This window comes from Streptomyces sp. Z26 (genome assembly GCF_003665095.1).
Classification (GTDB): Bacteria; Actinomycetota; Actinomycetes; order Streptomycetales; family Streptomycetaceae; genus Streptomyces; species Streptomyces phytohabitans.
The window spans coordinates 600144-620614 of record NZ_RCHV01000002.1 but is presented as its reverse complement, the minus strand read 5'-3'; the positions used below and the strand labels follow the sequence as shown (position 1 = coordinate 620614).

17 protein-coding genes are annotated in these 20471 nt (G+C 74.3%); 4 read left to right on the top strand and 13 right to left on the bottom strand.

The features are described 5' to 3' along the window. Nucleotides 1-12 precede the first annotated feature (12 nt). Entirely contained in the window at nt 13-1173 is a 1161-nt protein-coding gene (locus D7M15_RS02685) for a GTP-binding protein (protein ID WP_121520119.1), read from the bottom strand. Nucleotides 1174-1434: 261 nt separating this feature from the next. On the opposite strand from D7M15_RS02685, the gene D7M15_RS02680 reads away from it, so the two are divergent. Next, nucleotides 1435-2565: a cation diffusion facilitator family transporter gene (locus D7M15_RS02680; RefSeq protein WP_121520118.1), complete on the top strand. Its 1131-nt coding sequence runs from the start codon at nt 1435-1437 to the stop codon at nt 2563-2565. 63 nt (nt 2566-2628) lie between these two features. Here D7M15_RS02680 and D7M15_RS02675 read toward each other — a convergent pair whose 3' ends face one another. The 4 genes from D7M15_RS02675 to D7M15_RS02660 form a co-directional block, all read right to left on the bottom strand. Further along, entirely contained in the window at nt 2629-3090 is a 462-nt protein-coding gene (locus tag D7M15_RS02675) for an SRPBCC family protein (protein WP_121516010.1), read from the bottom strand. A gap of 74 nt (nt 3091-3164) precedes the next feature. Then, a complete protein-coding gene (locus D7M15_RS02670) occupies nt 3165-3914 on the bottom strand; it encodes an AAA family ATPase (protein WP_121516009.1) in 750 nt (249 codons plus the stop codon). 594 nt (nt 3915-4508) lie between these two features. After that, nucleotides 4509-5735: a glycoside hydrolase family 64 protein gene (locus D7M15_RS02665; protein WP_121516008.1), complete on the bottom strand. Its 1227-nt coding sequence runs from the start codon at nt 5733-5735 to the stop codon at nt 4509-4511. A gap of 366 nt (nt 5736-6101) precedes the next feature. Next, the gene (locus tag D7M15_RS02660) at nt 6102-7049 is read right to left on the bottom strand and encodes a glucose 1-dehydrogenase (protein WP_121516007.1); all 948 of its coding nucleotides are present in this window, start codon (nt 7047-7049) and stop codon (nt 6102-6104) included. A gap of 86 nt (nt 7050-7135) precedes the next feature. On the opposite strand from D7M15_RS02660, the gene D7M15_RS02655 reads away from it, so the two are divergent. Next, a complete protein-coding gene (locus tag D7M15_RS02655) occupies nt 7136-7987 on the top strand; it encodes a helix-turn-helix transcriptional regulator (protein WP_121516006.1) in 852 nt (283 codons plus the stop codon). A gap of 125 nt (nt 7988-8112) precedes the next feature. Here D7M15_RS02655 and D7M15_RS02650 read toward each other — a convergent pair whose 3' ends face one another. After that, nucleotides 8113-8787: a class I SAM-dependent methyltransferase gene (locus D7M15_RS02650; RefSeq protein WP_121516005.1), complete on the bottom strand. Its 675-nt coding sequence runs from the start codon at nt 8785-8787 to the stop codon at nt 8113-8115. A 98-nt stretch (nt 8788-8885) separates the two neighbouring features. Between D7M15_RS02650 and D7M15_RS02645 the strand changes: the two genes are divergently transcribed. After that, nucleotides 8886-9656: a TetR/AcrR family transcriptional regulator gene (locus D7M15_RS02645; protein WP_121516004.1), complete on the top strand. Its 771-nt coding sequence runs from the start codon at nt 8886-8888 to the stop codon at nt 9654-9656. Between the two features lie 121 nt (nt 9657-9777). Here the strand turns inward: D7M15_RS02645 and D7M15_RS02640 are convergent, their stop codons facing one another. The 4 genes from D7M15_RS02640 to D7M15_RS02625 form a co-directional block, all read right to left on the bottom strand. After that, nucleotides 9778-10848 (bottom strand): iron-siderophore ABC transporter substrate-binding protein, encoded by a 1071-nt coding sequence (locus D7M15_RS02640; RefSeq protein WP_121520117.1) that lies wholly within the window; start codon nt 10846-10848, stop codon nt 9778-9780. A gap of 53 nt (nt 10849-10901) precedes the next feature. Next, entirely contained in the window at nt 10902-12878 is a 1977-nt protein-coding gene (locus D7M15_RS02635; RefSeq protein ID WP_240649100.1) for an ABC transporter ATP-binding protein, read from the bottom strand. Beyond that, nucleotides 12875-14632: an ABC transporter ATP-binding protein gene (locus D7M15_RS02630; protein ID WP_121520115.1), complete on the bottom strand. Its 1758-nt coding sequence runs from the start codon at nt 14630-14632 to the stop codon at nt 12875-12877. The genes D7M15_RS02635 and D7M15_RS02630 overlap by 4 nt, the downstream gene beginning before the upstream one ends. Before the next feature lie 143 nt (nt 14633-14775). Further along, complete coding sequence (locus D7M15_RS02625; RefSeq protein ID WP_121516003.1) at nt 14776-16116, bottom strand: SidA/IucD/PvdA family monooxygenase; 1341 nt, start codon at nt 16114-16116, stop codon at nt 14776-14778. Nucleotides 16117-16201: 85 nt separating this feature from the next. Between D7M15_RS02625 and D7M15_RS02620 the strand changes: the two genes are divergently transcribed. Continuing rightward, nucleotides 16202-17149 (top strand): methionyl-tRNA formyltransferase, encoded by a 948-nt coding sequence (locus D7M15_RS02620; protein WP_121516002.1) that lies wholly within the window; start codon nt 16202-16204, stop codon nt 17147-17149. Here D7M15_RS02620 and D7M15_RS02615 read toward each other — a convergent pair. From D7M15_RS02615 to D7M15_RS02605, 3 genes are all read right to left on the bottom strand, one after another. Beyond that, complete coding sequence (locus D7M15_RS02615; protein ID WP_121516001.1) at nt 17133-18155, bottom strand: ABC transporter ATP-binding protein; 1023 nt, start codon at nt 18153-18155, stop codon at nt 17133-17135. The genes D7M15_RS02620 and D7M15_RS02615 overlap by 17 nt on opposite strands. 5 nt (nt 18156-18160) lie before the next feature. Next, nucleotides 18161-19180, bottom strand: a complete 1020-nt coding sequence (locus D7M15_RS02610) for an iron chelate uptake ABC transporter family permease subunit (RefSeq protein ID WP_240649557.1) — start codon at nt 19178-19180, stop codon at nt 18161-18163. A 116-nt stretch (nt 19181-19296) separates the two neighbouring features. After that, nucleotides 19297-20346 (bottom strand): iron chelate uptake ABC transporter family permease subunit, encoded by a 1050-nt coding sequence (locus tag D7M15_RS02605; protein ID WP_240649099.1) that lies wholly within the window; start codon nt 20344-20346, stop codon nt 19297-19299. Nucleotides 20347-20471 lie beyond the last annotated feature (125 nt).

Below are 20471 nucleotides of genomic sequence, written 5' to 3'. Positions count from 1 at the left end.
TACCGCGCGCCGTCAGACGCGGTCGAGCAGGCCGTCGAACGCGTCGGGCAGCCGCCGCCACCGGTCGCGCCCCGCCAGGTACTCGGCGTCGTCCAGCAGGCAGGAGTCCAGCAACTCCTCCAGCCCCCGCCGGTCGAGGGCGGGGGAGGTGAAGACCAGGTGCTGGCAGCGGTCCCCGTGCGGCAGGTGCCAGTCCAGGGCGGCGGCGACGCGGCGTTCCGGGGCGACCAGCTCCCACGCGGCCTCGGGCAGCGCCGCCAGCCACGGCCCGGCGGCGGCCACGGCGAGCGCGCCGCCCGCGGCGTCCCAGGACAGCAGCGTGTCCGGCCGGTCCGCGAGCCAGAACCGCCCCCGGCTGCGTACGCCCGCGCACGCCAGCTCCTCCAGCGCGGCGTACAGCCGCCCCGGGTGGAACGGCCGACGCCGCCGCCACACGACCGTGGTCACGCCCGCCTCGTCGGCGTCCTGCGGCAGCCGCGCGCACGACACGTGCTGCGCCGCGGCGGCCGCCGCCACGTCGAACCCGGCCGTGGCGAGCCGTACCAGCTCCGCCGAACCCGCCCGCGCCCAGCGGGCGGTGGGATGCAGCTGCGCGAGCAGCGCCCGGTCCTCGGCGTCCGAGACACCGGCGGGGCCGGTGCCGGGCCCGGCGAGGGCGACCACCGTCGCGTACTCCAGCTGCCGTGCCCAGGTGTCCCCGACCGTCCGCTGGTCGCTCGCCGCCGCCGCGAGCCCCGCGTCCGCGAGGTCGTCGCCGTTGGCGAGGCAGGGCAGGACGAGCGCCGGATCGACGGCCGTCACCACACCCGCCAGCCGCAGCGCCGGGCCACCGTCCGCGACGACGATCTCCGCCATGGCCCGCGGCTCGACGGAGTCCCACAGCTCGACGACGGCGAGCCGGGTGGTCCCGTCGCCGGACAGGGTCAGCAACTCCGGTACGAGATCGACCCGGAGCGCGCAGCACGCGCAGTCGTTGACGAGCGGCGCCTCGCCGGACGACACCGGGCCCACGGCGTCCCGTACGGTGCGGCGCACCCGCCCGCTGGCCGCCGTCGACAGGTCGTGGTGCAGGGCGACGCTGCCCGGTACGTCCCGCAGCAGCCCCTCGACCACCTCCCCGCGGGCGTCGGCGTGCATTCCGGCGACGAGGACGACGGGCAGGCCGTCGGGCATCGGTTCCATGCGGGGTCGCTCCTGCTCCCTCGGGGTCAGCGCCGGGTCCGGCGGCATGGGTCCACTGTATTGTTAATGGAAACCATTACCAAGAAGGATTCTCGGGTGAGGGCGGGAGCGGGCGCCGGGTACGCGCGGGCGAGGGCTCCCGGCGGGCGGCGCGCAGGCGCTCCGCAGGCGTAGCTGCGCATGGATCGCACCTGGTCAGCGGGGGTACGACGGCAGTAGCCGCAATCGGATCGGTGTGCCACGGTGTGCGGCATGGCGGCGAATCCGAGCAACGGCGCACCCGGTCACCCCCACGGAGAACAGCGCGACGAAGGCCACCACGCGAGCCACCACCACGACGATCACCCGCACGAGTCCGGTCACGACCACGACCACGGCCACGGCCCCCGCACCCGTACGGCCCGGCTGCGGCACCGGCTCGGGCACCTCCTCACCCCGCACGGCCACCAGGCCGCCGACCGGACGGACGCGGCGCTGGAGACCTCGCGCGAGGGCATGCGTACGCTCTGGATCTCCCTCGCCGTCCTCGGCGTGACGGCCCTCGCGCAGGCCGTCGTCGTCGCCGTCTCGGGCTCCGTCGCGCTGCTGGGCGACACCGTGCACAACGTCGCCGACGCCCTCACCGCGATCCCGCTGGGCATCGCGTTCGTCGTGGGCCGCCGGGCGGCCGACCGCCGCTACACGTACGGGTACGGTCGCGCCGAGGACCTCGCGGGCATCGTGATCGTCGTCGTCATCGCGGTCTCCGCGTGCGTCGCCGCGTACACCGCCTTCGACCGGCTCCTGCACCCGCGCGACGTCGACCACCTGTGGGCCGTCTCCGTGGCGGCGCTCGTCGGCTTCGCGGGGAACGAGTGGGTCGCCCGTTACCGCATCCGCACCGGCCGCCGGATCGGCTCCGCCGCGCTCGTCGCCGACGGGCTGCACGCCCGTACGGACGGCTTCACGTCGCTGGCCGTACTGCTCGGCGCGGGCGGCGCGGCGCTCGGCTGGCGGGCGGCGGACCCGGTGGTGGGGCTGCTGATCACCGTGGCCATCCTCTTCGTGCTCCGGGACGCGGCCCGCGAGATCTACCGGCGGCTGATGGACTCCGTCGACCCCGCCCTCGTCGGCGCGGCGGAGGACGCGCTGCGCGCGGTGCCCGGCGTACGCGGCACCGGGCAGGTGCGGCTGCGCTGGATCGGGCACGCGCTGCGCGCCGAGGCGGACATCGTCGTCGACCCGCACCTGACCGTCGTACGCGCCCACGCGCTAGCCGTCGCCGCCGAACACGCGCTGATCCACGCCGTGCCCCGACTCACCGCCGCCACCGTGCACATCGACCACACGCCGCTCGGCGCACACCACGACCCGCACGCGGCCCTGGCGCACCACACGGGGTGAACAGGGGGCGTACGGGCGCGCGTTGCGGCGGGTGGGTGCGGGTCGTGGTGTGCGCGCGGCGGGTCAGCGCGCTTCGACGAGCGCGGCGAGGTTGTCGAGGGCCATCCGCATGCCCGTCTCGTTGTCGGCCTCGGGAACCACGTCGGGGACGCCCGCGTGCTCCAGGACGACGTCGGTGCCGCCGCCCTCGGCGTCGCTGAGCGCGGTCGTCATCGTCATGGGGCTGCGCAGCGCGGGGTCCGCCGACTCGAACGCGAACTCCTCCACGACCAGTTCGTCCGGCACCAGCGTGACGAACCGGCCGCCGTACGTGTCCGTGTGCGCCGCCGACTTGCCGGTGCCGGTGGGCGCGTCGTACGTCAGCGACACCCGGAACGTGCCGCCCTCCCGCGCGTCGAACTCGTGCACCTGACCGTGCATGCCCTCCGGCACCCGCCAGCGCGCGACGGAGTCGGCGTCGAGCAGGGCGCGGTAGACGGCCGCGCGGGGCGCGTTCACATGGCGCGAGAGGCGTGTGACGTACATGCGCACAGGCTACGGGCGGCCCACCGGCGCGCGCCCGCCGGACGGAGAGCACGGGCCGGGGGTCGGGTCGGACGTCAGGGCGTGATCAGGTGCCGCAGGTACGCCCGCGGGTCCGCGAGGTAGCGCCGCCAGTGGTCGACCAGCGCCAGCTCCTCCCACGCCACGCGCCGCATGCCGTGCTCGCCCACCTCGACGATGTCGGCGCCGGGCACGGACGCGAGGATCGGGGAGTGCGTCGCGCACACCACCTGCGCGCCCGACTCGCCCAGCTCGTGCAGGAGCGCGACGAGTTGGAGGGAGGAGGTGAACGACAGCGCGGCCTCGGGCTCGTCCATCACGAAGAAGCCCGGAGTGTTCATCATCGAGCGGAAGATGGCCAGGAAACCCTCGCCGTGGCTCAGGGAACGGGTGTCCTCCGGCCAGTAGCCGGGAACGCCGCCCAGGTTCTCCGTCAGGTCGAACGCCGTCTCGGCCCGCAGGAAGAACCCCTTCTTCCTGCGCCGGGGACCGGCCAGCATGCGGGCACCCGCCACCGTGGTGTCCGCCCGCAGGACCTCCCCGAGCGCCGTCTTCGACGGGTCGGGGCGCCCGTGGTACCGGCCGAGGCGGCCACCGTACGCGTCCAGGCCGAAGCTCTCGGCGATCGCCTCGACCAGCGTCGACTTGCCCGAACCGTTGTCGCCCACGAGCAGGGTGACCGGCCGCCGGAACGACAGCCCGTGGTCGAGCAGCTCCGCGACGCACGGCACGTCGAACGGCCACCGGGCGCGTTCGGCGGCGTCGGGGGCCAGCCCCGGGGGTACGTGGACCCGGTCGACGAACACGGGGCTCCCTGACAGGTGCGGCGGGCGGCGTACGCGGGCGGGCGGCGCGGGTGGGACGCGGGGCGCGCGTCGTACGCGCGGGCGGCGGCGCTACGGGTGGCGGTGCGCGTACGGGTGGCAGAGCGCGGAGGGCGCCTGGAGCGCGTACGGGGCCGGGCGCCGCGCCCGGCAGATGCAGCGGACGCGGCCGCAGTTGGGACAGACAGGTGCGTGCGGAGCCATGGGTTCACCATGCCGTGTGCGGCGCGGCGGACCGTGAAAAGGCGATGAGAATCTCTCCTGGCGGCCCGTGAGATCTCTCACGGGCCGAAAGTGGAACGCGGGCCGGGGGCCGTACGTCGCGGGCCGCGAACCGGGGACGCCGAGCGCTCCAGCGGGTCTCCCGCACACGGCGGTGCGGGGGACCGCCGGTGTGTGCCACCGGCGATCCCCCGCACCGTGGGTGTGGGCGTCCCCCGAACCTCCGCCGCGCGACGGGCGCCTCACCTCCCGTGAACCGGAACCTCCGTACGCCCCGGCCGCGGGCCGCTCACCCCAGGCCGCTCACCGGAGGTCGCGGACCTCCGGACGCGTGCCCCGGGCCGGGGCTGCCGGTCAGGAGCCGACCGCCACCGTGAAGCGCCGCGGGTTGCCGTCGTGCGCGGCACCCGACACGTCCGGCTCGCCCTCCGGGCGCACGTCGTCGTACGGGAAGGCGTACCCGATCGGCGAGTTGGCGTGGACGATGCGGGACCAGTGGTTGGTCGTCGCGTCCTTGTAGTAGTCGCCCGCCGTGGTGCCGTTGGGCTGGTCGGGGTGGCTGAGCATGATGCTGCGGTTGAAGCCCGCGGCGAGGCGCGCCAGGAGGCCCTTCTTGTCGTCCGAGTCGCCCGGGTTGTTCGTGAACGGGCCGTGGTTGCAGGTGAAGATGTCCTTCGAGGTGGGCTTCGAGAAGGTGTGGCCGCCGTCGAAGGTGAGGGTGTCGCCGTTGACCCGGCCGACCCGCACGCCGCGCCCGCCCTGGAGGTCGATCCGCAGGTCCGTGGAGCGGTACTTGTCCCACACCTGGTCGATGTAGCCGTTCCACAGGTCGCGGAAGGGCATCTCGTTCGGGCGGTCGAAGTAGGGGGCCATCAGGTTCTGCGGGGAGATCACGCGCAGCACCTTGCCGCCGTCGCCGCGGATGACCAGCTGGTCCCACGGCTGACCGTCCTTCGCCGTCTGCGCCGCGAGGTCGGAGGCGATCTTCTCGACGGCGCCCTCGGGCATCGGCGCCACGTCGTGGGTGCCGTCGCCCTCCAGCCGGATGCCGATGGGCAGCGCCGTCACCAGGTCCACGTAGCTGATGTTGGAGTACAGCTGCTGCGGGTTGAAGGTGAACTCGCAGAACGACCACGTGCGGCCGTAGTTCGGGTCCTCCTTCGTGGCGAAGGCGGGCTCCACCAGCGACGGGCCGGGGTTGAGGTAGAAGTCGAGCTTGTCGTCGCGCACGAAGTAGACGCGGGCGCCGTACATCTGCGGCAGCGTCACGACGACCGGGTCCTCACCGGGGCCGCGCAGCGGGATCGCGCAGTCGACCGGCAGCGGGGTCTGCGGCGCGGAGGGGGACTCGGGGCGGTAGACGCTGCCGTCCACCTTGAGCAGCACCCAACGGTCGGTGCCCTGCTCGTGGCCGGTGACGTACGCGTGCACCGTGCCGCCCAGCGACTTGTTCGCCAGGGCGAGTTCACAGGTGTCGGGGGCCGCCTGGGCGTGGGGGCTGAGCACGCTGCCCCAGGCGGGGTAGGTGGCGGCGGTCGCGGCACCGGCAGTCGCTGTCAGGAACAATCTGCGCGATATCACGGGATCTCCAGTTGTGTGGGGAAACACGGAGGTGGGGGCGCTTGTGTGCGACTACATTGGCCAAAGGCTGAAGTGGCGTCAAGACTTGTGCATGAGAGCGCTCTCGTCATGAGGAATGCTTCATAAGTCGGAGTCCGTCCGACATATGCGAGCACTCACCGAAGTGCGCGTCCGCACCCGGGGAACCCGCACGCGGGTGCGTGTCCCCCGGACACCGCGACCCGACCACGGGCGGGGGAGACGGCGTTCGGCCCCTGAACGACCGCGCGTGACCGCGTGACCGCGCGCCGCCTTCTGCCTCGCCCACCCCTTCTCGGGGGCTGCCCGTTCCGCCCCCGGCCCGGCCCCGTCCCTGGCCCGGCGGGGTCAGGACAGGGCGCCGCCGTCCACCCGCAGGACGACGCCGGTGACGTACGAGGCGCGGTCGCTCAGCAGCCAGGCGGCGGCCTGCGCTATCTCGTCGGGTTCGGCGGAACGGCCCAGCGGCGTACCGGCGTTGAGCCGCTCGATGACGCCCGGCGACGCCTCCTCCCAGTCGCGGATCATCTCGGTCAGGGTGGTGCCGGGGGCGACCGCGTTGACGCGGATGCCCTCCGGGCCGTAGGTGGCGGCGGCGGACTCGGTGAGGCTGTTGACCGCGCGCTTCATGGCGCCGTACGCGGGCAGGTGCGGGTTGGCCCGGAGGCTGCCCACGCTGGAGTTGTTGACGACGGCGCCGGTCCCGGCGGTCGCGCGGATCGCCTCGACCTGGGCGGTCATCGCGATCCAGACGCTCTTGAGGTTCACCGAGTACAGGCGGTCGAAGTCCTCCTCCGGCGTCTGGTCCATCGGGCCCGGGGGCGCGTTCGTCGCGCCGTTGTTGAAGGCGACGTCGAGCCGTCCGTACAGCTCCACGGTCCGCCCGACGGCCGCGCGCACGCTCGCCGGGTCGTCCAGGTCGCACACCACGTGGTGCGCGGTGCCGCCCTCGGCGCGGATCTCCTCGGTGACGGAGGCGAGTTGCCTCTCCGTACGGGCCGCCAGCAGCACCCGGGCGCTGTCCCGCGCGAACAGGCGGGCGGCGGCGGCGCCGATGCCGCGTCCGGCGCCGCTGACGAAGGCCGCCTTCCCGGCGAGCAGACCGGTGCCGGGAGCGTGGGGAGCGGTGCGGGGGTCGGGGTGGACGCCGGTGGTGTGGTCGGGGGCGCCGGTGGCCGCGGTGGTGGAGATGACGGGGGACTCCGTTCCGGTGGTGGCGGTGGCGGGAGTACGGGTCGGGTCGGTGCCGGGGGCCGGCGTGCCGGAGCCGGTGTCCGGTCGGTGTGTGGGGTCCATGCCGTCGAGCCTGTGGCCGGGCCCGGCGCCCAGCCAGGCACCGGCTGTACCTGGTTGGGGCCCCGGCCGCCGCGCACACTGGACGCGTGGACAGACGAGAGCTGGCGGACTTCCTGCGCGGCAGACGCGAACGGATCACCCCCGCCGAGGTGGGGCTGCCCGCCGGGGTGCGCCGCCGTACCCCGGGGCTGCGCCGGGAGGAGGTGGCGCAGTTGGCGTTCATCTCCACCGAGTACCTGACGCGGCTGGAGCAGGCGCGCGCCCCGCGTCCGTCCCGCGAGGTGCTGTCGGGCCTCGCCCGCGCCCTGCGCCTCTCCGACGCCGAACGCGGACACCTCCACCACCTCGCCGGTGTCCCGCCGGGGCCGCGCGGCGGGCCCTCGCGGGAGGTGCGGCGCAGCATCGCCGACCTGCTGCACCGGCTGCCGTACGCGGCGGCGTTCGTGACCTCCGCCACGTACGAGGTGATCGCCTGGAACGCGCTCGCCGCGGCGCTCATGGAGGACTTCTCCGCGCTGTCCCGCCGCGACCGGAACCTGGCCCGCCGTGCCTTCCTCGGCCCGCACCCCGAGGGGCGGCTGCTGTACGGGGTGTCGGACGGGGAGGAGTTCAAGCGCTCGGTGGTACGGGACCTGCGTGCGGTCGCGGCGCGCTATCCGGACGATCCCGAGGTGACCGGGCTGGTCGCCGAACTCCGTGTGGGGAGCGAGGAGTTCGACGCGCTGTGGGCCGCGCACGAGGTGTGTGCCGAGCCCACCCTGTGCAAGACCTTCCGGCACCCCCTGGTCGGCACGGTCGCCGTGAACTGCGACGTGCTGGACATAGCCGACCGCGACCAGCGGGTCGTCGTCTACACCGCCGATCCGGGGTCACCCTCGGAGGACGCCCTGCGGCTGCTGTCGGTGCTGGGCACGCAGCGCATGGACGTGCCCGGCTGACCCGAGGCCCCACGCCGGCCGCCGTCTGCCGCCCGTACGCGCACCGCCCCACCCGTACGCGCACCGCCTCCGTACGCCTCCTCTCCGGGCCCCGACCCGGGGCCGCCGTCCTCGCGCCCCGGCTCTCAGAGCCGGGTGCTGATCTCCATGCCGTCCTCCACGGGGAAGGTCACGCTCTCGTATCCGTGGGACCTGTCCCGTACGTACTCTAGATACGGCCGCAGCGCCTCCTGGTCCACGTCGTCCGCCACCACGAGCGCGCCGGGCGGCAGATGCGGTTCGAGCAGCCGCAGCACGGGCAGGCACAGGTCCTTCCAGCCGTCCAGGAGCACCAGGCCCACCGGCCCCTCGATCCCCGCCAGGGTCTCCCGCGCGTCCCCGCGCAGCACCGTGATCACGTCGTCCAGGCCGGTTTCGGTGAAGGTCCGGCGGGCCGCCGCCGTCTTCTCCTCGCTCAGCTCCGTCGTGACCACGTGCCCCGCGCCGTTGTCCCGCACCGCCGCCGCCAGATGCAGCGTCGATATCCCGAACGACGTGCCGAACTCGACGACCGTGGTGGGTCGCACGGCCCGGACCAGGCTGTAGAGCAGCCGTCCGCCCGCGGCGGAGACCGGCATGTAGATCTCCGCCGCCGCGTCCGCGTACTCCTGCGGGGTCAGTCGTGGGGTCAACGGGATCAGTCCGCCGGGCAGTTGGGCCGCCGCGCGCGCCATGGCCGCGTCGTCCTGCTCCGCCAGCTCGAACATCCGGGTCAGGGCGGTCTCGACCCGGGGGTCGCTGAGGGTGTGGGAGAAAGTCATGGATCCAGAGTAGACGCGACGTTGCGTCTTGTCTAGGCGTGCCGTCCACTCCGATCAGGGCTCCGCGCCCGGCCGTTATCCTCGGCGCGGGAGGCGACATGGCACGCAGCAAGGCGGTGGCCGGGAGCGGTGCGGAGAAGGGTTCCGGCGGCGGTTCCGGCGACGACGCGGCGGACGGCACCGGGGACAGGACCGGCGACGGCGTCATCGTGGACGGCTTCGCGGTCCGCCCGGCGAAGCGGCACCACGGCAACCGGCACGGCCGCAGTGAGGAGGCGCGTACGGCGGTACTGCGCGCGGCCGACGACCTGCTCGTCGAGAAGGGCTTCGCGGGCGTCACGATGGAGGGCATCGCCACCCGGGCCGGGGTCGCCAAGCAGACCGTCTACCGCTGGTGGAGCACGAAGACCGACGTCCTCGTGGACGCCTTCCTCCAGGACGTGGCCGAGGACATGGCGCCGCCCGACCTCGGCGACGTCGGTGAGGACCTGCGCGCCTGCCTGCACGGGCTGGTCTGGTTCCTCGAACGCTCCGACGCCGGGGCGGTGTTCCGGGCGCTGATCGCCCAGGCGCAGCACGACCCGGCGTTCGCCCGCGACTTCCGCGCCCGCCATGTCGAGGCGCAGCGCGAGCGGGACCGTCTGCCGCTGGAACGGGCCGTGCGCAGGGGGCAGTTGCCGCCGGGACTCGACCTGGAGGCCGAGTCGGACCGGCTCGTCGGCCCCCTGTACTACCGCGTGCTGGTCACCGGCGAGCCCGTCGACGGCGACTTCACCGACTTCCTCGTCGACTCCTTCCTGCGCCACCACGGGGCGACGGCCACGGCACCGTCGGCGCCGCCGACCCCGGACCCGGAACGGGAGGACTGAGCCACCGCTCCACGCAGCGGGCGGCCGGTGACGCGAGCGGGCGCCCGGGTCCGTGACCCGGGCGCCCGTGTGCGTGGCGTCTGCGCGTGCGCGTGCGTGGCGCGTGCCTGTCGGCCGCCCGTCAGGGCTTCGGGGCGGGCACCTTCGTCGCCGGGTCGCCGTCGACGGCCGCGGCGAGCTGCGGCACGAGGCGTTCCAGCATGTACGGCAGGCTCAGCACGGACACGAACGAGACGGAGTTGCCGTAGTCGCTGGACTCGTCCACGTACACCTCGCGGCGGTCCTTGGCCACGGCCAGGTCGCCGTACAGCGGGTCCTTGCGCAGCTTCGCCTCGTCCTTGGCCGGGTCACCGGCGATCCACACGACGGCGTCGGTGTCGAGCAGGTCGGTGCGTTCCTTGCTGATGTTGGCACCGAACTCCGCGCCGATGACCTTCTCCAGCTCCGCCGGCACCTCGAAGCCGAGCCCGGTGAGGATGCGCGAGCGCGGGTCCTGGTCGCCGAAGGCGAAGATCCCGTCGTACGGGGTGGCCATCACGCCCTGCTTCTTCGCGAACTCCGGGTGCTCCTTCACGGCCTCGGTGAAGTGCGCCTGCGCGCCGTCGACGAGCTTCGCCGCCCGCTTCTCCTGCCCCAGCGCCTTACCGATGATCTTCGTCTGGTCCTGCCACGGCACCCCGAAGTCCTCGTACTGCTTCGGCTGCGCCACCACGGGCGCGAACTTCGACAGGGTGTCGTACTGGCTCTTGGTCAGCCCCCCGTACACGGCGAGGATCAGGTCGGGGCGCAGCCCCGCTATCCTCTCCGCCTGCGGGCCCGTGCCGGTGTCCTTCAGCACGGTCGGGGGCTCGGCGTCGCCCAGCTTGTCGGCCGCCCAGGGGCCGACGGCGCCGTCGTACGCGCCGAGCCACTCGGTCGTGCCGACGGGCACCTTGCCGAGGGCCAGTACGGCGTCCTGGTCGGTGAGGCCCACCGTGACGATCCGCCTGGGCTCGCTCTTGACGGTGGTGGTGCCGTACTTGTGCTTCAGGGACACCGGGAAGGCGCCCTCCTCGGCGGAGTTCTTCGCGGAGCCCGAGTCCGCGCCGGAGTCGGCGTCGTCTCCGGAGCCGCAGGCCGTGGCGGTGAGGAGGAGCGCCAGCACGGCGGCGAGGGCCGCCGTGAGCCGGGTGCCTCTGGATGAGCGGGGCATCAGGGGTTCCTTCAGGGTCGTTGCGGGCGGGTCGGGTACGTGGGGGGCGGGCGTCAGGGGGTGCCGCGCGGGCCGGGGACGTCGGCCGCGGTGGTGCCGGTGGTGTCGTCGGACGCGCCGGGGACGGCGCGGCTGCCGGACCAGGCGGCCCACAGCTCGGCGTACGGGCCGTCGGCCGCACGCAGCGCGTCGTGCGTACCGTCCTGCACGATGCGCCCGCCGTCCATCACGACGACGCGGTCCGCCGTCGCGGCCTGCGTCAGCCGGTGGGCGACGACCAGCGCGGCGCGGCCCTCCACGGCGCGGGCGGCGGCCCGCTCCAGGGCGCGCGCGCCTGTGCTGCCCGCCTCGGCGGTCGCCTCGTCGAGCACGGCCACCGGCGGGTCGGCCAACACCAGGCGGGCCAGGGCGAGTTGCTGCACCTGCGCGGGCGTGAGCCGGTGGCCGCCCTCACCGACGACGGTGTCGAGCCCGTCGGGCAGGGCCTCCGCCCAGTCCAGGGCGCCCACCGTGTCGAGGGCGGCGCGCAGCGCGGCGCCGTCGGCGTCGGGGCGGGCCAGCCGCAGGTCATCGGCGAGCGGCCCGGCGAAGACGTGGGTCTCCTGCGTGACGAGGGCGACCGGCAGCGTCCCCGCCGGACGCGGCGCCGTACGGGTGCCGGGCGCCAGCCGTACGGTCCCCGCGTCCGGTTCGTGGATGCCCGCGACGAGCTTGGCGAGCGTCGTCTTGCCCGCGCCGGTCGGACCGACGAGGGCGACGCGTTCCCCGGCGCCGATGGTGAGGTCCACGGAGTGGAGGACGGGGCGGCCGGGCTCGTACGCGTGCGTGACGGCGGACGCGGTGACGGCGGGCGCGGTGTCGTCGGCCGTTTCCCTCTCTCCCGGCGAGGCGTCCCGCGACGCGTCGTCGTCCGGTGCCTCGTCCGCGACACCGATCAGGCGCGACAGGGAGGCGGTCGCGGACTGCGCGTCGTCCAGCAGCACCAGCGCGGCGTTCACCGGGGTGAAGAGGCTGTGGAAGTAGAGCGCCGCGGCCGTCGCCGTGCCGATCGACACGGCGTCGTCCCGTACCAGTACGTAGCCGGTGCCGAGGACCGCCGCGAGGCCGGTGAACTCCGCGATGTGCAGCTGGTTGTAGAAGCGCAGCACCAGGCCCACCCCGCGCATCGTCAGGCCCACCGCGGCCGACGAGCGCTCCGTGACCCGCGCCGTGTGCTCCTCCTCCAGCCGGAACGCCCGTACGGTGCCCGCCCCCGAGATGGTGTCCAGCAACAGCTGCTGCTGGGCGCCCGTGGCGATCCGCTGCGAGGCGTAGAGCGGCACGGCGTGGCGTACGTACCAGCGCGCGGTGTACGCCTGGATCGGCACCGCCAGCAGCGCGGCCACCAGGAAGCGCCAGTCGAGCGCGGCCATCGCCACCAGCGTCAGCCCGATGGCGAGGAAGGAGCGGGCCAGTTCGGGCAGTGCCGTACGGACGGCCTCGCCGACGCGCGCGACGTCGCCCGTGACGCGTGCCGTGAGGTCGCCCGCGCCCGCGCGTTCGACGCGTTCCAGGGGGAGTCGGAGGGCGCGGTCGACGAACTGCTCGCGCAGCCGCGCCAGTACGGTCTCCCCGAGCTGTGAGACGAGCGCCAGCCCGAGCGTCGTGGTGCCGCCCTGGACCAGGGCGACCACGACGAGCAGCACCACCGGCCACGTGATCGCGTCGGGGGAGCGCCCCTCCGCGACCACGTCCACGATCCGCCCGAGCAGGGGCTGTACGAGCAGGCCCACCGCCGTCGCCGCGACCATCGCGGCGAACCCGCCGTAGGCCAGCGCCCGGTGGGGCCGCAGCAGCCGCCGTACGACGGCGCGGGTACGGGCGGCGGTGGCCGTGGGCAGCAGCTCCCGGCCGTCCGCGACGCCGTCCGCGCCGTACGTGTCCGCCTCGTACGTGTCCGTGGTGCCGTCCCCGTGGTGCGTGTCCGTCATGCCGTTCGCCTTCCGGGCGGTGCCGCGGCCGTCGCCGCCGTCCGCGCTGTGGTCGCTCATGCCAGCACCGCCGCGCGGTACGTCTCGTGGCGGCGTACGAGGTCCGCGTGCGGCGCCGTGTCCGCGACCCGGCCGCCGTCGTCCAGCAGCACCACGCGGTCGGTGACCGCGAGCAGCGCCGGGCTGGTCGTGACCAGGACGGTCGTACGGCCCTTGCGCACGTGCCGGATGCCGGTGGCGATCCGCGCCTCCGTCACGGCGTCGACCGCCGTGGTCGGGTCGTGCACGACCAGCACCGGCCGGTCGGCGGCCAACGCGCGTGCCAGCGCGACCCGTTGGCGCTGCCCACCGGACAGGGACTGGCCGCGCTCGGTGACGGCCGTACGCTCGCCGTGCGGCAGCGCCCCGAGGTCCTGGGTGACCCCGGCGGCCTCCATCGCCGCGTCGATCTCCACGCCGGGACGGCCCGAAGCACCGCCCGCGCCTGACCCGTCCGCGCCCGGACCGCCCGTGCCGGAAGCACCGTCCGTGCACGAAGCACCGCCCGTGCCGTCCGCCGCTCCCGCGACGTTCCCGCGCACGGTCCCCTCGAAGAGGTCCGCGTCGTGCTCCGCCACCAGGACGGCCGTCCGCAGCTCGCCCGGGTCCAACTCCCGCAGGGGCACGCCGTCCAGCTCCACGTCGCCCTCCTCCGGGTCGGTGTGCCGCCCCAGGCAGCGCAGCAGCGCCGCCGCGTGCGCCGGGTCCGTGGCGACCACGCCCAGCAGCTCGCCCGGCTCCACGTCGAGGTCGACGCCGTCCAGACCGCCGTGCCGCAGCCCGCGCAGCCGTACGGCCCCGCGCACCGGCCGGGGCAGCGTGGCCCCGCCCGCCCGTACGGCGTACGGGGTGGCCAGCACCTCGGCGACCCGGTTCGCGGAGGCGCGGCCCTGCGCCATCTCGGCGTTGACCGAGGCGAGCACCTCCAGGGGGCCGAGGAGGAACAGCGTGAGGCCGACCGCCGCGACCAACTGCCCCAGGCTGATGGTTCCCTCGGCGGCGAGCCGCCCGCCGAGCAACGCGACGGCGGCGATCAGGCAGCCGGTCAGCGCGAGCACCATGCCGTTCTGGAACGCCTGCGCGCGCGTCGCCCGCAGGGTGGCGCGCAGCGAGTCGCGGCTGGTGGCGCGGTAGCGGTCGAGGGCCGCCGACTCGCCGCCGATGCCTTTGAGCACGCGGAGGCCGGAGACCAGGTCGGCGGCGACGGCCGACGCGTGCGCCGCCCGCTCCTGCTCGGCCTCGCTCCGGGACTCCAGCGGCTTGCTGAGCAGGTGCCCGAGCCACAGGAGCACGGGCGTGCCGAGGAGTACGACCAGGCCGAGCGGCACGGACGTGCGCAGCAGCGCCACCGAGCAGACGAGGATGCCGGTGAGCGCCGAAATGCCCAGCATCAGCGCCATGTTGACGGCGCCTACGCGCCGGGCGTCCTCGGTGGTGATGTTCGCCAGGGCCCCCGGCAGCCTCCCCTCCTCGGCGCCGCCGCCGGGCTCCAGCACGCGCCGTACGAGGGCGACGCGCAGGTCGTGGTCGGCGCGTACGGCGGCCCGTTCACCGGACCAGGCGCCGAAGCGGAAGCTCAGCGCCAGCGCCGCGTACACCACCGCGAGGACGACCAGCCAGCGCGCGAGCGCGCCCGCGTCCGTACCCGCCACGGCGCGGTCGATCACCACGCCGATGAGGACGGGCACCAGCGCCTCGCCGACCTGGTGCCCCGAGCCGAGGAGCGCGCCGACGGCCACGCCGCGCCGCTGTTCCCCGACGGCCGCCCGGAGCACGTCCCGGCCGGTGACGGCGGGCCGTGTCCCCGGCGCGGACCGCCGCTCCGCGGCGGACCGTTCCGCCGCGCCCGGCGGTGCCTCCGGCGCGGGCCGTTCCTGCGTCGTGGCCGGACCGCCCTGCCCCGCGGGCCGTTCGGCGCTCACCCGCCGGTCCGTACGGGCTCACCGCTGGTGTGCCGGGCGAGCAGGGAGTCGAGGATCTCGCCGGCGCGCACGGCCGTGGTCGACAGCAGCGACGACGTGATCCCGTGGGTGTGCTCGGTGGCGCCCTGGAGGTAGATCCCGGCGGAGGTGCCGGGCGCGGTGTCGACGCGGTGGTCGCGTCCCATCCGTACGGCGCCGCCCTCGTCCCGCAGGCAGAGCTTCGCGGCCTCGCCCAGCAGGTCGCCGATGTCGCGCGGGCGGTAGCCGGTGGCGTGGACGAGGACGTCGGCCTCCAGCGACTCGCGTTCGCCGGTCGGCAGGTACTCGACGCTGACCGACAGCCGCCCGTCGTCCTCGACGACGTCGCGGATGCGGGAGACGTTCCGGATGCGCATGCGCTCGCGGCCCTGCACCTTCTCGCGGTACATGGTCGTGTAGAGCGACTCGATGAGGTCCATGTCGACCACCGAGTAGTTGGTGCTCCGGTGGTAGTCGAGCAGGGACTGCTTCACGTCCGGCGCGGAGCGGTAGTAGACGTCCACGGCCTCCGGGTCGAAGATCCGGTTGGCGAACGGGCTGTCGTCGGCGGGGGTGTAGCCGTACTTCGCGAAGACGGCGCACACCTCCGCGTCCGGGAACGACCGGTGCAGGTAGTCGACCGCCTCTGCGGCGCTCTGCCCGGCGCCCAGCACCAGGACCCGGCCCACGGGCGCGCCCGAGCCGGCCAACGCCTCGACGCGGGGCAGCAGTTGGCTGTTGTGCCACACACGGTCCGACAGCGCGGTGCCCGGCGGCAGGTGCGGCTCCAGGCCGACGGCCACCGACACGTTCCGCGCGCGGTGGACGACGGTCCGGGCGGGGTCGGCCGGGTCCCGGCTGACGACGTCGAACCAGCGGATCTCGCCGTCCTCCCCGGTGACCGGGTCGACGGACACGACCTCGGAGGAGTACGACACCTGGTGGGCGATGCGCGCGGCGGCCCACTCGAAGTACTCGTGGAACTCTATCCGCAGCGGGAACAGCGTCTTCGCGTTCAGGAAGTCCACCAGCCTGCCGCGTTCCTGGAGGAAGCACAGGAAGCTGAAGTCGCTGGCCGGGTTCCGCATGGTGACCAGGTCCTTCAGGAACGACACCTGCATGGTGGCGTCGTCGATGAGCATGCCCCGGTGCCAGCCCAGCGACGGCTGGCGTTCCAGGAAGCGGGCGTGGAGCCGCTCCTCCGGCGCGGCCTGTGCGTTGTGCTCCTCGATGGCGATCGCGAGTGCCAGATTGGACGGCCCGAAGCCGATCCCGAGCACGTCATGGATGGTCTCAGGCGTGTCGTGCAGTGAGTTCACCGCAACTTTCCTTCCCCTCGGCGCCCCTGAGGATAGATAAGGTTAGGCTTACCTTGCAACGTAGCCCCCGAGGAGAGGATCGATTATGCGGGTCGTCATGTTCGGATATCAGACCTGGGGGCACCGCACCCTCCAGGCCCTGCTGGAGTCCGATCACGAGGTGGTCATGGCCGTGACGCACCCCAAGAGCGACCACGCGTACGAGAAGATCTGGGACGACTCGGTGGCCGACCTGGCCGCCAAGCACGACGTCCCGGTGCTCCTGCGGAACAGGCCCGACGACGCCGAACTCCTCACCGCCCTGCGGGAGTCCGAGCCGGACATCATCGTCGCCAACAACTGGCGCACGCTGCTCCCCGAGTCGGTCTACGACCTCCCGCCGCACGGCACGCTCAACGTGCACGACTCCCTCCTCCCCGCCTACGGCGGCTTCTCGCCCCTCATCTGGGCGCTGATCAACGGCGAACGCGAGGTCGGTGTCACGGCGCACCGCATGAACGCCGCGCTCGACGCGGGCGACGTCCTGCTCCAACGCGCCGTCCCCGTCGGCCCGAAGGACACCGTCACCGACCTGTTCCACCGGACTGTGGACCTCATCACACCGGTCGTGCACGAGTCGCTCGACCTGATCGCCTCCGGCCGCGCCCGCTGGCTGCCGCAGGACCGCAGCCGTGCCACGTTCTTCCACAAGCGGTCCGCCGAGGACAGCCGCATCGACTGGACCTGGCCCGCCGAGGACCTGGACCGTCTGGTGCGCGCGCAGAGCGACCCGTACCCGAACGCGTTCACGTACCACCGCGGTCAGCGGATACGGATCGTCGAGGCCGCGGTGTCCGAGGCGCGTTACGGCGGCACGCCGGGGCGGATCTTCATCCCCGAGGGCGACGGCGTGGTGATCGTCGCGGGCGCGGACGCGCGGCGCGGGCAGTCGCCCGGCCTGCTGGTGCGGCGCGTGCGCACGGACGACGGCGTGGAGCACGCGGCCACCGACTGGTTCCGCACCATGGGCGGATACCTCACGGCCCGTCCGTAAGCCGTACGTCCGCCAGCCGCACGTCCGCCGACTCCGCGGCCGTCGCCCCCTCCGGGGCGGCGGCCGCGCCGTGGTGCCGCCCCATCGGGAGGACCAGCGGGGTGCCGCTCACCGGGTCCGTGCCGACCCGGCAGCGCAGCGAGAACACGTCCTCGACGGTCTCCGCCGTGATCACCTCGGCGGGCGCGCCCTCCGCGACGATCCGCCCGCGCTTCATCGCGATGACGTGATCCGCGTACCGGCACGCCTGGTTGAGGTCGTGCAGCACCATCACGACGGTGCGTTCCTCGCTCCGGTTGAGGTCCGTGATCAGGTCGAGCACGTCGATCTGGTGCGCCAGGTCCAGGTACGTCGTCGGCTCGTCCAGCAGCAGTACGGGCGTGCCCTGCGCCACGGCCATCGCGATCCACGCCCGCTGGCGCTGCCCGCCGGACAGCTCGTCCACCGGCCGGTGCGCCAGCTCCGTCATGCCCGTCGCGGCCAACGCGCCGTGCACGGCCTCCTCGTCGGCCCGCGACCACTGCCGCCACCACGTCTGGTGCGGTGAACGCCCGCGGTTCACCAGGTCGATGACGGTCAGCCCCTCCGGCGCCACCGGCCCCTGCGGCAGGATGCCGAGGCGCCGGGCCAACTCGCGGGCCGGTACGGCCTGGAGGGCACGCCCGTCCAGTCGTACGGCGCCCGCGCGCGGCGTCAGCAGCCGGGCGAGCGCCCGCAGCAGGGTGGACTTGCCGCAGGCGTTCGCGCCGACGATGGCGGTGATCCGGCCCGGTGGCACGGCCAGGTCGAGGCCGTCCACGACCGGTTTCCCGTCGTATGCGAGACGCAACCCGTGCGCCCGCAGGTCCGGGTGGGGGGAGGACCCGTCCGCCGCGTCACCGGCTGCCGCCTCCGTGACGGGTGCGGCGGGCGCGGCGGGAGCCGGTGCCCCGGCGAACACGGCCTCCGTGGCCGCCGTCCCGGCGGGGGCGGTCCCGGCGGGGGCCGACGTGGAATCAGCCGACATGCGATTCAGCCTCCTGAACCCGCGCGGTTGGCGCGGACGAGCAACCAGAGCAGGACCGGGGCGCCGAGCACACCGGAGACGATGCCGACCGGGAGTTCCGTGTCGGGGATGAGGGTCCGGGCGATCAGGTCGGAGCCCAGCACGAGCAGCGCGCCCGTCAGGCCCGCCGCCAGCGCGGGCGGCCAGGCGGTGCCCGCCAGCCGCTGCGCGATCTGCGGTGCGGCGAGCGCCACGAACGCGACCGGCCCGGCGGCGGCCGTACCGAACGCCACCAGCCCGACGCCCGTGAGCAGCACCGCGAGGTGCACCGCCTGCACGCGCGTGCCCAGGCCGCGCGCGACGTCGTCGCCGAGTTGCAGGGTGCGCAGCACCCGGCCCAGCAGCAGCGCGGCGGGCAGCAGGACGCCGAGCGCGACGGCGAGCGGGGTGACGTGCGCCCACGTACGGCCGTTGAGGTTCCCGACGAGCCAGCCGAGCGCGGCCTGCGCCTGGAACCGGCCGCCCCGGGCCACCAGGTAGTCGGTGGCGCTGGTGCAGATCCAGGCGACGCCGATGCCGACGAGGATGATGCGGTAGCTGGTGGTGCCGCGCCGCCACGCCAACGTGTACACGGCGACCGCCGCCGCCAACGCCCCCAGCAGGCCCAGCGCCTGGGTGCCGAGGCCGCCGTCCCAGCCCAGCACGATGCCCGCGACCACGGCCAGGCCCGCGCCCTGCGTCAAACCGATCATGTCGGGGCTGGCCAGCGGGTTGCGGGTGAGGGTCTGGAAGAGGGCGCCCGAGACGCCGAACGCGGCCCCGGCCAGCAGCCCCACGAGGGCGCGCGGCAGCCGGAGTTCGCGGACGACGAGGACCGTGCCGGGGTCGCCGGAGCCGGTGAGGGCGCGTACGACGTCCGGGAGCGCGATGGGGAAGTCCCCGAACGACAGCCCCCAGCAGAACGCGAGGAACACCGCCGCCGCCAACGCCCCGCACACCGCCACCAGCCGTGGGCGGAACACCCCGGAGACGGGCGGTACGCGCAGCCGGTACGTGCGGAAGCCGCGCGCGGCCGGTGGCGCCGGGGACTCGGCGAGCTCGGTGGCGAGGGTGCCGCGGCCCGCGCGCGGGCCGACGGCGTCGTCCGTACGTGTCGTCACGCTCACACCTCCGCCAGCTGCCGGCGCCGCACCATAGCGATGAAGAACGGGCCCCCGACGAACGCCACCACCACGCCCGCCTGCACCTCCGACGGCCGTGCCACCACCCGCCCGAGGATGTCCGCGGCCAGCAGCAGGCTCGGCGCGAGGAGCGCCGACAGCGGCAGCAGCCACCGCTGGTCGGGTCCGATGCCCGCGGCCTGCGCCAGCACCCGGGCGATGTGCGGGACGATCAGCCCGATGAAGACGATCGGCCCGATCACGGCGACCGCCGCGCCCGTGAGAAGCGTCACGGCGGCGACGCCCTGGAGCCGTACGAGTCCCAACCGCCGCCCGTGCGAGGCCGCGACGTCGTCACCGAGCGCCAGGCTGTTCAGGGCGGGGGCGCAGGCCAGCGCCAACAGCGCGCCCACGCCCAGGAACGGCAGGACGCGCAGCACCGCGCCCGCGTCCTGGTCGGCCATCGTGCCCGCCGCGAAGAACCGGAAGCGGTCCAGCGCCTCCGGGTCGGTGAGCGCGATACCGCTGGTCAGCGACGTCAGCAGGGACGTGACGGCGATGCCGCCGAGGGCGAGTTTGACGGGCGTCAGCCCGGAGCGGCCGAGCCGCCCCAGCAGGTACACCACGACGCTCGCGGCGAGGGCCCCGGCGAACGCGAACCACACGTACCCGTAGAACGAGCCGAGCCCGAACACCCCGACGGCCAGCACCAGCGCGAACGACGCCCCGGCGCTGACGCCGAGGATGCCGGGGTCCGCCAGCGGGTTGCGGGTGAGGGCCTGCATGAGCGCGCCCGACAGGCCGAGGGCGGCGCCCGCGGCCAGGCCGAGCGCGGTACGGGGGACGCGGGCCGACCACACCACGTTCTCCACCAGGCGGCTCGGCGGGTCCCCGAGCAGCGCGCGCACCACCTGGTCGGGCGGGATGCTGGCGGCGCCGAGGGCGAGCGACAGCAGACAGAGCACGCCGAGGACGGCGCCGAGCAGCGCGACGAGGAGGGCCGGGCGGAGTCGTCCGCGACTCCCGCGCCCGGCCACGGGTGCTGCCTTCAACTGCTGACTCCCTGGGGTGCGGCGGGCCTTGAGCATAGGCAGCCGGGTGGGGTGCGGCCCCGGGCCGCCTGGACGGGGACTTTTTGTAAGGTAATCCTTACCTTACTATGACCTGCGGTCCTCCG